This is a genomic window from Burkholderia sp. BCC1977 (genome assembly GCF_905339595.1).
Lineage (GTDB): Bacteria > Pseudomonadota > Gammaproteobacteria > Burkholderiales > Burkholderiaceae > Burkholderia.
In genome coordinates, this window is record NZ_CAJPGQ010000003.1 from 107,647 (window position 1) to 119,915 (window position 12,269).

The window sequence follows — 12,269 nt, forward strand, 5'->3', positions numbered from 1 at the left end:
TTGTCCCTGTGTGACCCGGTCAAGCCGCCTGCGACGATTCGAGGAAGTCCTGCGCGAAACGCTGCAGCACGCCGCCCGCGTCGTAGATCGACACTTCCTCGGCCGTATCGAGCCGGCACGTCACCGGCACCTCGACACGCTCGCCGTTCTTGCGGTGAATCACGAGCGTGAGATCGGCGCGCGGCATGCGCTCGCCGATCACGTCGAAGGTCTCGGTGCCGTCGATGCCGAGCGTGGTGCGGTTCGTGCCCGGCTTGAACTCGAGCGGCAGCACACCCATCCCGATCAGGTTCGTGCGATGGATCCGCTCGAACCCTTCGGCGACGATCACCTCGACGCCCGCGAGCCGCACGCCCTTCGCGGCCCAGTCGCGCGACGAGCCCTGGCCGTAGTCGGCGCCGGCGATCACGATCAGCGGCTGCTTGCGATTCATGTACGTCTCGATCGCTTCCCACATCCGCATGACCTGGCCTTCCGGCTCGACGCGCGCGAGCGAGCCCTTCTTCACCGCGCCGTCGACGAGCGCCATCTCGTTGATCAGCGTCGGGTTCGCGAAGGTCGCGCGCTGCGCGGTCAGGTGGTCTCCCCGGTGCGTCGCGTACGAGTTGAAGTCTTCTTCCGGCAGGCCCATCTTCGCGAGGTACTCGCCGGCCGCGCTGTTGGCGAGGATCGCGTTCGACGGCGACAGGTGGTCGGTCGTGATGTTGTCGCCGAGCACCGCGAGGGGACGCATGCCCTTGAGCGTGCGCTCGCCGGCCAGCGCCCCTTCCCAGTACGGCGGACGGCGGATGTACGTGCTCTGCGCGCGCCAGTCGTACAACGGCGCCGCACGCTCGCCCGCATCGGCCGTGCGCGCGAACATCGGCTCGTAGACCTTGCGGAACTGCTCGGGCTTCACGCTCGATGCGACGATCGCGTCGATCTCCTCGTCGGTCGGCCAGATGTCCTTCAGCGTGACGGGCTTGCCGTCCTGGTCGTGACCGAGCACGTCCTTCTCGATGTCGAAGCGGATCGTGCCGGCGATCGCATACGCGACGACGAGCGGCGGCGACGCGAGGAACGCCTGCTTCGCATACGGATGGATGCGGCCGTCGAAGTTGCGGTTGCCGGACAGCACGGCCGTCGCGTACAGGTCGCGATCGACGATCTCCTGCTGGATCGTCGGATCGAGCGCGCCCGACATCCCGTTGCAGGTCGTGCACGCGAACGCGACGATGCCGAAGCCGAGCGTCTCGAGTTCCGGCAGCAGGTTCGCTTCTTCCAGATACAGCTCGACCGCCTTCGAGCCCGGCGCGAGCGAGCTCTTCACCCACGGCTTGCGCGTGAGGCCCTTCGCGTTCGCGTTGCGCGCGAGCAGCGCCGCGGCAATCACGTTGCGCGGGTTGCTGGTGTTCGTGCAGCTCGTGATCGCGGCGATGATCACCGCGCCGTCGGGCATCTCGCCCGCCTTCTCTTCCCACTGGCCGGCGATCCCGCGTGCGGCGAGATCGGCGGTCGGCAGCCGCTTGTGCGGGTTCGACGGGCCGGCCATGTTGCGCACCACGCTCGACAGGTCGAACGTCAGCGTGCGCTCGTACTGCGCGTTGGCGAGCGTATCGGCCCACAGGCCCGCCGCCTTCGCGTAGGTCTCGACCAGCTTCACCTGCTCGTCGCTGCGGCCGGTGAGGCGCAGGTAGTCGGTCGTCTGGCCGTCGATGAAGAACATCGCGGCCGTCGCGCCATATTCGGGCGCCATGTTCGAGATCGTCGCGCGGTCGCCGAGCGTGAGGCTCGCGGCGCCTTCGCCGCGGAATTCCAGATATGCGCCGACCACCTTTTCCTTGCGCAGGAATTCGGTCAGCGCGAGCACGACGTCGGTCGCGGTGATGCCGGGCTGGCGCTTGCCGGTCAGCTCGACGCCGACGATGTCCGGCAGGCGCATCCACGATGCGCGGCCGAGCATCACGTTCTCGGCTTCCAGCCCGCCGACGCCGATCGCGATCACGCCGAGCGCATCGACGTGCGGCGTGTGGCTGTCGGTGCCGACGCAGGTGTCCGGATACGCGACGCCGTCCTGCGCCTGGATCACCGGCGACATCTTCTCCAGGTTGATCTGGTGCATGATGCCGTTGCCCGGCGGGATCACGTCGACGTTCTCGAACGACTGCTTGGTCCATTCGATGAAGTGGAAGCGATCCTCGTTGCGGCGATCCTCGATCGCGCGGTTCTTCGCGAACGCGTCCGGATCGAAGCCGCCGCATTCGACGGCGAGCGAGTGGTCGACGATCAGCTGCACGGGCACGACCGGGTTCACCTTGGCCGGGTCGCCGCCACGCTCGGCGATCGCGTCGCGCAGGCCCGCGAGGTCGACGAGCGCCGTCTGGCCGAGGATGTCGTGGCACACCACGCGCGCCGGAAACCACGGGAAGTCGCGCTCGCGCTTGCGCTCGACGATCTGCTTCAGCGAATCGGCGAGGATCGCCGGATCGCAGCGGCGCACGAGGTTTTCGGCGAGCACGCGCGACGTGTACGGCAGCGTGTCGTACGCGCCGGGGGCGATCGCTTCGACCGCGGCGCGCGCGTCGAAGTAGTCCAGCGGCGTGCCGGGCAGGGGTTTGCGGTTGGCGGTATTCATGATGTGGGGCGGAATTCGGGGTAAGACGTTCCGCGCGCCGGCGGCCCGCATCACGGGCGCCGGCACGCGCGGCGGGCGTTTCAGCGCTTCTCGATCGGCACGAACTGCAGGTCTTCCGGACCGGTATAGTTCGCGCTCGGGCGAATGATCTTGTTGTCGACGCGCTGCTCGATGATGTGCGCGCTCCAGCCGGAGGTGCGCGAGATCACGAACAGCGGCGTGAACATCGCGGTCGGCACGCCCATCATGTGATACGACACGGCGCTGAACCAGTCGAGGTTCGGGAACATCTTCTTCGCGTCCCACATCACCGCTTCCAGGCGCTCGGCGATGCTGTACAGCTTCAGGTCGCCCGCTTCCTTCGACAGCTTGTGCGCGACGCCCTTGATCACCTTGTTGCGCGGATCGGAGATCGTGTAGACCGGGTGACCGAAGCCGATCACGACTTCCTTGTTCTCGACGCGGCGGCGGATGTCGGCTTCGGCGTCGTCCGGCGAGCTGTAGCGGCTCTGGATTTCATACGCGACTTCGTTCGCGCCGCCGTGCTTCGGCCCGCGCAGCGCGCCGATCGCGCCGGTGATCGCCGAGTAGATGTCCGAGCCCGTGCCCGCGATCACGCGGCCGGTGAACGTCGATGCGTTGAACTCGTGCTCCGCGTACAGGATCAGCGACGTGTGCATCGCGTCGACCCACGACTTCGACGGCGTCTTGCCGTGCAGCAGGTGCAGGAAGTGGCCGCCGATCGAGTCGTCGTCGGTTTCCGTCTCGATGCGCTTGCCGTTGTGCGAGAAGTGATACCAGTACAGCAGCATCGAGCCGAGCGACGCCATCAGGCGGTCGGCGATGTCGCGCGCGCCCGGCAGGTTGTGATCGTCCTTCTCCGGCAGCACGGTGCCGAGCACCGACACGGCGGTGCGCATCACGTCCATCGGGTGGGCCGACGCCGGGATCTGCTCGAGCGCGACCTTCAGCGCGTTCGGCAGGCCGCGCAGCGCGCGCAGCTTGGTCTTGTACGCGGCCAGTTCGGTCAGGTTCGGCAGCGTGCCGTGCACGAGCAGGTGCGCGATTTCCTCGAACTCGCACGATTCGGCGACGTCGAGAATGTCGTAGCCGCGGTAGTGCAGGTCGTTGCCGGTCTTGCCGACCGTGCACAGCGCCGTGTTGCCGGCCGTCACGCCCGACAGCGCCACCGACTTCTTCGGCTTGAATGCGCCTGCGGCGGCCGGTGCTGCTGCGTCTTTCGTCTCGCTCATGTTTTCGTTCTCCAATGGGTATCGGGGGTGTCATGTCGGCCGGGCCCGGCGCCTGTGCGCGCGGCCCGGCTTCATGCAAAGCGTTCCGGGAGCCGTGTCCCGGCGCGCGGGCCGCGTTACTTCTTGCCCTGCGCGAACAGCTCGTCGAGCTTGCGTTCGTATTCGTGATAGCCGAGGAAGTCGTACAGCTCGGCGCGCGTCTGCATCGTCGGCACGGCCGCCTTCTGCGTGCCGTCGCGACGCACCGTCTCGTAGAAGTTCAGCGCGGCCTTGTTCATCGCGCGATACGCGCCGCAGCAGTACAGCGCGATGTCGACGTTCGCCTCGCGCAGCTCGTCGACCGTGAAGAACGGCGTCGAGCCGAACTCGGTCAGGTTCGCGAGGATCGGCACCTTCACCGCGGCCTTGAAGCGGCGGTAGTCGTCGAGCGTCTTCATCGCTTCCGGGAAAATCATGTCCGCGCCGGCCTCGACATACGCCACCGCGCGTTCGATCGCCGCATCGATCCCTTCGGCCGCGGCCGCGTCGGTGCGCGCCATGATCACGAACTGGTCGTCGGTGCGCGCGTCGACCGCGGCCTTCACGCGATCGACCATCTCCTCGATCGGCACGACTTCCTTGCCCGGACGGTGGCCGCAGCGCTTCTGGCCGACCTGGTCTTCCATGTGCACGGCCGCGACGCCGGCCTTGATGAACGAGCGGACCGTGCGCGCGATGTTGAACGCGCCGCCCCAGCCCGTATCGATGTCGACGAGCAGCGGCAGGTCGGTCGCGTTGGTGATCCGGTTCGCGTCGATCAGCACGTCTTCCATCGTGCTGATGCCGAGATCGGGAATCCCGAGCGAATTCGCGGCGACGCCGCCGCCCGACAGGTAGACGGCCTTGAAGCCGACGGCCTGCGCCATCTTGGCCGCGTACGCGGTGATCGCGCCGACCACCTGCAGCGGCTGCTCGGCCGCGACTGCCGCGCGGAATTTCGCGCCGGCGCTCTGAAGATGCGTGTTGCTCATGAACGGCCTCCTGAAGGAATGCCCATTAACAGCAAGGACCGGGCCAGCTCGCGAAACAGCGCTAACCCACTGATTCTTAAGCAACCGGCACGCACGCTGGATCGCCCGGCGATTTCAATTCAGCAACTTCGTGTTTCAAAAATGAAATCCCGCGCGCATAATCGGTCGCCATGGACCTCTCCTCGACCAAGCCCGTCGGCCCGGCCGACCGCACGGTGCGCCCGCGCGTCTGGGCGATGGGCATCAGCCGCCTGCGCGACCTGTTTCGCGAGATCGCCGGCGAATTCGACGAACGCGCCGACGTGCGCATCGTCACGCGCGCGTACGAAGACGCGCTGAGTGCGATCGCGGAGGCCGGCACCGCGCGGCCCGACGTGATCGTCGCGGCCGGCTCGAACGGCGGCTTCCTGAAAACGCGTGCGCAGGTGCCGGTCGTGGTCGTGTCGCCGACCGGTTTCGACGTGATGCAGGCGCTCGCGCGCGCGCGGCGCGACGCATCGCGGATCGCACTCGTCAGCGCCGGCGAGACGCCCCCCGAAGTGCGCCGCTTCGTCGCCGCCTACGGCCTCGACGTGCAGTTTGCGTCATATCAGTCCGCGCAGGAAGCGGAAGCCTGCGTGCACGACCTGCACGACCGCGGCATCGAGACGATCGTCGGCCCCGGCCTCGTCACCGATCTCGCGGCGAGCGCCGGCATGGGCGCGGTGTTCCTGTATTCGCACGCGTCGGTGCGCAAGGCGGTCGAGACGGCGCTCGAAGTCGCATACGCGACGCACGCCGAGGCATTTCGCCGCCAGCGGCTCGACAACCTGTTGCAGCACCTGCGCGACGGCGTGGTCGCGCTCGATGCGCGCGGCCGCGTCGAAGCCATCAACGAGCGGCTCGCGTCGGCGCTCGGGGTTGAACCGGCGGCGGCCGTCGGCCGCGCGCTCGTCGACCTGCGCCCGGAGCTGCGCACGCTGCGCGGCGAGGACGGCGACGCGCTCGCGACCGTGCGCGGCGTGCGCTACGTCGTGCATCGAGGGCCGCTCGTCGATCGCGGCGTCACGTCGGGCAGCGTGCTGACGTTCCAGGAATCGCGCGCGGTCGAACGGCTCGACCGCGCGCTGCGCTCGCAGCCGAACACGCAGCAGTTCGCGGCGCGCTATGCGCTCGACGACGTGATCGGCGCGTCCGCGCCGATGACCCGCGTGCGCGACCTCGTGCGCCGCTATGCGAAATCCGACGCGACCGTGCTCGTGCTCGGCGAAAGCGGCACCGGCAAGGAGATGATCGCGCAGAGCCTGCACGCGCTGTCCGCGCGGCGCAGCTACCCGTTCGTCGCGATCAACTGCGGCGCGTTTCCGGAGGCGCTGCTCGAGAGCGAGCTGTTCGGTTACGAGGAAGGCGCGTTCACCGGCGCGCGGCGCGGCGGCAAGACCGGGCTGTTCGAGGCCGCGCACCGCGGCACGCTGTTTCTCGACGAAATCGGCGAGATGCCGCCGTCGCTGCAAAGCCGGCTGCTGCGCGTGCTGCAGGAGCGCGAGGTGATCCGCCTCGGCTCGACCGAGCCGATCCGCATCGACGTGCGCGTGATCGCCGCGACGCACCGGCCGCTGCTCGCGGCCGTCGAGGCCGGCACGTTCCGCGCGGACCTGTATTACCGGCTCAACATCCTGAACATCGGCCTGCCGCCGCTGCGCGAGCGCGCCGCCGACCTTCCGGCGCTGGCGGCCACGCTGCTCGTGCAGGCCGCGCGGCGCGAGCCGCGGCTGGCCGAACGCGTGCGCGAGGCCGGCGATGCGATGCGCGTGCTCGACGCAACGCAGGCGACGCTCGCGCGCTATCGCTGGCCCGGCAACGTGCGGGAACTGCAGAACGTGGTCGAGCGGATCGCGGTGGAACTGGCCGAGGACGTCGACGAGCACGATCCGGGCGCCGCGTGCGCGGCACTCGCACCCGATGCGCTGCAGGCGATCGCGCCCGAGCTGTTCGCGGCGCCGCCCGAGGCGGCCGATGCCGACGCCGACGACGCGCAGACGCTCCACGCGCGCCGCCGCCGCGCGGAAGCCGACGAGATCCGCGCGGTGCTCGATGCGTGCGGCGGCGATCGCGATCGCGCGTGTGCGATGCTCGGCATCAGCAAGACGACGCTGTGGCGGAAGCTGTCGGCGAAATAGGTTCGGGCGGGATCGGCGCGGCGGGGATCACGTGCCGGGCGCGCGCCGCCGTCAGTCGGCCTTGTGATAGTGGCGGTACGCCTTCGCGCGATTGCCGCACGACGACATCGAGCACCAGCGGCGGCTGCCGTTCTTGCTGTCGTCGATGAACAGCCACTGGCAGGCGTCGTTCGCGCAGCGCTTGACCTTCGCGAGCCGCGCACCGCCCAGCAGGTCGGTCGCCGACCACAGCACCGGGCTCAGCAGCCCCGCGAGCGTCGCGCCCGCTTCCCCGATCCGCCACGCGTAGCCGCCGTCGATCCGCGCGAGCGCGACGCGCGGCGCCGCTTCCGCCAGAAAGCCGCCCAGCAGCGCGAGATCGTCGGCTTGCGGCTCGCGCCGCTCGGCCTGCGCGTGAAAGAGCCGATACAACGCCTCGCGCAACGCGAGCGCGCGCGTCAGCATCGCCGGCGCGCCCCCCTTCTCCTGCCCTTGTGCGCGGCACGCGTCGGCCAGGCCGGCCGGCACGCGTGCCTGCTCACGGCACCACACGAGCAGGTCGTCCAGCGTGCCGAAGGTTTCGGTCGGTGCGTCGGCGCCACGCCAGTACAGCGTGTTCGCGAAATCGATGCTCAGCGTTTCGGGCGGCGCCGGAACCAGGCAGTCGGTCGTGACGGAAGGTTGCGTTTTGCTCATGATGCGATCGTATCTAACCACCATGCCAGTTGACAAGCATCCTGACGCTTTCTAACATAACCGGCATGGTGGTTAAAAACGGTTTGCTGCACTGACGTCCCCTCTTCAGTCCAAGGAGCCACAGATGATCGATCGTTTTTCGTACGACGTTGTCCACACCGGCCGCAGCCGCGCGTTCCACGACAGCACGCTCGGCGCGCTTCGCTTCAAGCGGCTGGCCTGGTGGTTGTAAACAGGTTTGCTGCACTGACGTCCCCCTTCAGTTCAAGGAGCCACAGATGATCGATCACCTTTCGTTCGGCGTTGCCCACATCGACCGCAGCCGTGCGTTCTACGACAGCACGCTCGGCGCGCTTGGCTACAAGCGGCTGTACAGCGACGACGGTTCCCTTGGCTACGGCACCAGCGAGCCGGTGCTGTGGTTGCAGCACGCGGCGCGTCCGGTCGTCGCCGATCCCGATTCGGGGTTGCACCTGTCGTTTCGCGCGGCGTCGCCGGTCGAAGTCGATGCGTTCTATCGCGCCGCGCTGCAGCACGGCGGGCAGGACAACGGCGGGCCGGGCAAACGCGAGCACTACGGCCCCGGCTATTACGCGGCGTTCGTGGTCGACCCCGACGGGTATCGCCTCGAAGCGCATTGCGAGCTGGACAACATCGTCTGATCCGGTTCGGACGGACACGGGTGAACGACAAGGGCCCGATTCCGCATCGCGCGGAATCGGGCCCTTGTCCTTGCTGCATCGGGGTTCGGTTCGCGACCGCCGCCGCGGGCGATCACGCCGGTGATCGGGCGGCGCAGCCGGGTTGCGATCGATCGCGATCGCGGGTCCGGCCCGCGCCATGCAACCGCTTACCGCGCGTTACGCGTGCTCTGCAGTTGCTCGCCGAGCCCCTCGATTCCGAGGCGCACCCGCTGACCGGCCTTCAGGAACACCGGCGACGGCTTGATGCCCATCCCGACGCCCGGCGGCGTCCCGGTCGTGATCACGTCGCCCGGTTGCAGCGTCATGCAGGTCGACAGGTAGGCGATCAGTTGCGCGACGGTGAACACCATCGTGCGCGTGTTGCCGTTCTGATAGCGGTGGCCGTCGATCTCGAGCCACAGGTCGAGACGCTGCGGATCGGGCACCTCGTCGCGCGTGACGAGCCACGGGCCGATCGGGCCGAACGTGTCGAAGCCCTTGCCCTTGTCCCACTGGCCGCCGCGCTCGATCTGCCACTCGCGCTCCGACACGTCGTTGACGACGCAGTAGCCGGCGACGTAATCCAGCGCGCGCGCTTCGTCGACGTCCTTGCACGTCGCGCCGATCACGACGCCCAGCTCGACTTCCCAGTCGGTCTTCACCGAGCCCTTCGGGATGTCGATGCCGTCGTTCGGGCCGCAGATCGAACTCGTCCACTTGCCGAACACCACGGGTTCCTTCGGCACCGGCATGCCGGCTTCGGCAGCGTGATCGGCATAGTTCAGACCAATGCCGATGAACTTGCCGACGCGCCCGACGCATGCGCCGATGCGCGGCTCGCCGGAGACGAGCGGCAGCGTGGCCGGATCGATCGCGCGCAGGCGCGCGAGACCGGCGTCGGACAACGCGTCGCCGGCAAGATCCGGCACGTGCGCGGACAGGTCGCGAATCCGGCCGTCCGCGTCGAGAATACCGGGCTTTTCCTGGCCGGACGGGCCATAGCGAAGCAGTTTCATCGTGCTCAACCTCTGATGTCGAATGTGACAGGATACCGGCCGACGCGGCCGCTGACGGCCACGCGCCGGACTGAATGCCGATCGTCGAGGACGCGCGTCGGCGCCGCATCCGGCAGGCCATTCGACACGCGAGGCTCGCGCAGGCGCAGCGATCGCGGCGCCGCACCGAGGTGCGACGCGCATCGAACGGACGGCCGCCGGTCTGCGCATCGGCGACGACGGCCCGGCATCCGCGACATGTGCCGGCCAGTGCCGGCCGACTTCACGCGCGGCCGCGCCGTCGCTGGCCCGCCGCTCTTTGTACCATCGGCGGCCCGCCGTGAAATGGCGCGCGACGGATACCGACTATTGGTGCGCCTGCGGAGGTCGCAGCGCAGCATCGGGACCGCCGAACCATTCGGCTTTGCGCCCGATGCCGCCGTTCTTCGAAACCGAAAGATGAATTTCGAATATTTCTTACGAGCCTGTCATCGGGAACGGCCCGTGATCCGTTCTTGTCGGGTAATGATCGGTAAAAACACACTGCATTGCACACTGAATGTTTGTTGTTAAGCTCGCCCGGATGGCAGTCACATCCGCATGCGGCTTCAAGAATCCGCGTGCAAAACCGGCCAGCGTGCGTCGCCCACCGATTGGTAATACCCGGACTTCCTACCCATGATGCAAATAACCAATAACCCGCTCCCCGGCAGCGACGCACGGGAGTCGACGGGCGCAGCCGACCGCTATCGCGCACCCGCCCTCGACAAGGGGCTCGACATTCTCGAACTCCTCTCGGAACAGAAGGAAGGACTCACTCGCACCGAAATCACGAAGGAACTCGGACGCAACGCGAGCGAGATCTACCGGATGCTCGAACGTCTCGTCGCCCGCCGCTACGTGATGCGCTCGAGCGGCGGCGACCGTTACACCCTCAGCCTGAAGCTGTTCGCGCTCGCGCACCGGCATCCGCCGATGAACCGGCTGATCGCCGAGGCGTTGCCGCTGATGCAGCGCTTCGCCGATGCGGCCGAACAGTCGTGCCATCTGACCGTCTACGACCGCGGCAGCCTGCTCGTGATCGCGCAGGTGGACGGCCCCGGCCCGTGGGGTGTGTCGGTGCGGCTCGGCTCGCGCGTCGGGCTCGCCGATACGGCTTCGGGGCGCGTGATGCTGTCGTTCCAGGGTTCCGAGCAGCGCGCGCACATGCTGGCCGAGCACCGCAAGGTCAAGGGCGAAGCGCCGATGAACGAGCAGGAACTCGCGCATGCGTGCCAGTCCATCCGCCAGTCCGGCTACGTGCGCCAGGACAGCCGCCAGGCATACGGCGTCACCGACCTGAGCGCGCCGATCCTCGGCCCGGCCGGCCATGCGATCGCGGTGCTGACCTGCCCGTACATGCGCCGGATCGACGCGCACATGGCGCCGTCCCTCGAGGTGGTCGTCGCGGGGCTGCGCGATACGGCAGGCCAGTTGTCGATGTGCCGCGCGGAGACTTCCTGAACGTTGCCGAACGGGCGACCGCGCCAACCGGGCGACCGGGCTGAAGGCGGTCGATCGTTCGGGCGCGGCAGTCGTTCGGCCGCTCGGCCTGAGAGGCGGGCAGGCGGGCGCGACGCTGCCCATGCGGCATGCGACGCGCGCCGCTCGCGCGGGCGTTCGTACCGGCATTCCACAGACCGTTTCCGGATGCGCGGACGCCGCGCTACGCTAGAATAGCGGCCCTCTCAAAAACTACGGCGGCCGGCTCTGTCGCGGCCGTCGTATCCGATGGATGTCATGGCCAAACTTCTGAACGATCAAGAATTCCAGCGTTTCTCCGAACTTCAGCAGAAGCAGGCGAGCTTCACGATCACGCCCGAGGAAGCGGACGAGCTGCGCGACATCGTCGCGCGCGCGCAGAAGAAGCGCGACGACCGCACCGCGGCGATGCAGGCGATCGAGAACTACATCGAGCAGTTCGACATCACGCCCGACGAACTCTTCTCGCCCGAGCAGATCGGCGACGCCGCGCGTACCTACGGCCTCATCACGGCCACCAAGAAGGAACGCACGCTGCCGCCGTCGATCACCTTCAACGGCAAGCCGTACCAATGGACCAAGACGCTTCCGGACGACGTGCGCGGCGCGCTGTTCGACGCATTCACGTCCGGCGAATCGGTCAAGCGCTTCATCGCGATGCCGAAGGACACCGCGCGTTGCGCGCTGACGATCGCCCGCCTCGAGCGCGAAACCGGCGGCATCTATGCCGACGCGCACCTCGAAGAACTCGCGATTTCGCGTGATCAGGTGAACGACGCAGCGTCGAAACTCGCTGCGTAAACGCTGTCGCGGGCACGGTTCATGCGTGCCCGCACCGGCGCGGACGCCGGCAAAGGGCCGCGCCGCGCCAGCCGGAGCACGGCGTCCGCAGGCTCCCGAAAAGTCTCACCGAAGCATCCTGTAAGCGCTCACCCAGGCATCCCGGAAAAGCTCACCTGACGCTCCCGGAGACGCTCACCCGCCCCTCCCGAACGTCCTCACCGACGCCTCCCGAAGATGCTCACCAAGCCTTCCCGGAAAGGCTCACCGGCCTCTCCCGGAAAGGCTCACCAGGGCTTCCCGCAAGGGCTCACCGGCAGCTCCCGGGAAGGCTCACCGAGTACTCCCGTATCGGCTCACCCGAGCGCTCCCGGAAAAGCTCACTCGCGGCTCCCGAAAAGTCTCACCTTTGCTCTGTTTCCGATGCTGCAGGTGCGAAATGCCGAGGTTCATGCGCTCGACCATGGCGCCGGAATCGACGATACGCGGAGGTCATCGGCACAGGCAACGCGCCCGCCACGGATGCTGTGACTCGACGCGTTCGCCTCTCCGCGTCGGTCACGGAGCGAACGTTGTACC

At 68.0% G+C, this 12,269-nt stretch carries 9 protein-coding genes; 4 read left to right on the plus strand and 5 right to left on the minus strand.

Going from position 1 to position 12,269, the window contains the following annotated elements:
* Window positions 1-19: 19 nt before the first annotated feature.
* The 3 genes from acnD to prpB form a co-directional block, all read right to left on the minus strand.
* Window positions 20-2,614, minus strand: a complete 2,595-nt coding sequence (gene acnD, locus U5771_RS04215; RefSeq protein ID WP_322022807.1) for a Fe/S-dependent 2-methylisocitrate dehydratase AcnD — start codon at window positions 2,612-2,614, stop codon at window positions 20-22.
* 80 nt (window positions 2,615-2,694) lie between these two features.
* Entirely contained in the window at window positions 2,695-3,867 is a 1,173-nt protein-coding gene (gene prpC / locus U5771_RS04220; RefSeq protein ID WP_322022808.1) for a 2-methylcitrate synthase, read from the minus strand.
* 116 nt (window positions 3,868-3,983) lie between these two features.
* A complete protein-coding gene (gene prpB, locus U5771_RS04225; RefSeq protein WP_322022809.1) occupies window positions 3,984-4,877 on the minus strand; it encodes a methylisocitrate lyase in 894 nt (297 codons plus the stop codon).
* Between the two features lie 170 nt (window positions 4,878-5,047).
* Between prpB and prpR the strand changes: the two genes are divergently transcribed.
* A complete protein-coding gene (gene prpR, locus U5771_RS04230) occupies window positions 5,048-7,036 on the plus strand; it encodes a propionate catabolism operon regulatory protein PrpR (RefSeq protein WP_322022810.1) in 1,989 nt (662 codons plus the stop codon).
* Window positions 7,037-7,087: 51 nt separating this feature from the next.
* On the opposite strand, the gene U5771_RS04235 is transcribed toward prpR, so the two are convergent.
* Complete coding sequence (locus U5771_RS04235; RefSeq protein WP_322022811.1) at window positions 7,088-7,735, minus strand: CGNR zinc finger domain-containing protein; 648 nt, start codon at window positions 7,733-7,735, stop codon at window positions 7,088-7,090.
* A gap of 254 nt (window positions 7,736-7,989) precedes the next feature.
* Between U5771_RS04235 and U5771_RS04240 the strand changes: the two genes are divergently transcribed.
* The gene (locus tag U5771_RS04240) at window positions 7,990-8,373 is read left to right on the plus strand and encodes a VOC family protein (RefSeq protein WP_322022812.1); all 384 of its coding nucleotides are present in this window, start codon (window positions 7,990-7,992) and stop codon (window positions 8,371-8,373) included.
* A gap of 188 nt (window positions 8,374-8,561) precedes the next feature.
* On the opposite strand, the gene U5771_RS04245 is transcribed toward U5771_RS04240, so the two are convergent.
* Window positions 8,562-9,410: an ureidoglycolate lyase gene (locus tag U5771_RS04245; RefSeq protein ID WP_322022813.1), complete on the minus strand. Its 849-nt coding sequence runs from the start codon at window positions 9,408-9,410 to the stop codon at window positions 8,562-8,564.
* A 657-nt stretch (window positions 9,411-10,067) separates the two neighbouring features.
* Between U5771_RS04245 and U5771_RS04250 the strand changes: the two genes are divergently transcribed.
* Complete coding sequence (locus tag U5771_RS04250; protein WP_415859385.1) at window positions 10,068-10,892, plus strand: IclR family transcriptional regulator; 825 nt, start codon at window positions 10,068-10,070, stop codon at window positions 10,890-10,892.
* Window positions 10,893-11,159: 267 nt separating this feature from the next.
* Window positions 11,160-11,711 carry a hypothetical protein gene (locus U5771_RS04255; RefSeq protein WP_322022814.1) on the plus strand — a complete coding sequence of 184 codons (552 nt, stop codon included), beginning with the start codon at window positions 11,160-11,162 and terminating at the stop codon, window positions 11,709-11,711.
* Window positions 11,712-12,269: the final 558 nt, after the last annotated feature.

Coding starts and splice junctions, on each gene's coding strand:
- acnD (WP_322022807.1), bottom strand. CDS start 2,614: ATGAATACCGCCAACCGCAAACCCCTGCCCGGCACGCCGCTGGACTAC.
- U5771_RS04240 (WP_322022812.1), top strand. CDS start 7,990: ATGATCGATCACCTTTCGTTCGGCGTTGCCCACATCGACCGCAGCCGT.
- prpC (WP_322022808.1), bottom strand. CDS start 3,867: ATGAGCGAGACGAAAGACGCAGCAGCACCGGCCGCCGCAGGCGCATTC.
- U5771_RS04235 (WP_322022811.1), bottom strand. CDS start 7,735: ATGGTGGTTAGATACGATCGCATCATGAGCAAAACGCAACCTTCCGTC.
- prpR (WP_322022810.1), top strand. CDS start 5,048: ATGGACCTCTCCTCGACCAAGCCCGTCGGCCCGGCCGACCGCACGGTG.
- U5771_RS04245 (WP_322022813.1), bottom strand. CDS start 9,410: ATGAAACTGCTTCGCTATGGCCCGTCCGGCCAGGAAAAGCCCGGTATT.
- prpB (WP_322022809.1), bottom strand. CDS start 4,877: ATGAGCAACACGCATCTTCAGAGCGCCGGCGCGAAATTCCGCGCGGCA.
- U5771_RS04250 (WP_415859385.1), top strand. CDS start 10,068: ATGATGCAAATAACCAATAACCCGCTCCCCGGCAGCGACGCACGGGAG.
- U5771_RS04255 (WP_322022814.1), top strand. CDS start 11,160: ATGGATGTCATGGCCAAACTTCTGAACGATCAAGAATTCCAGCGTTTC.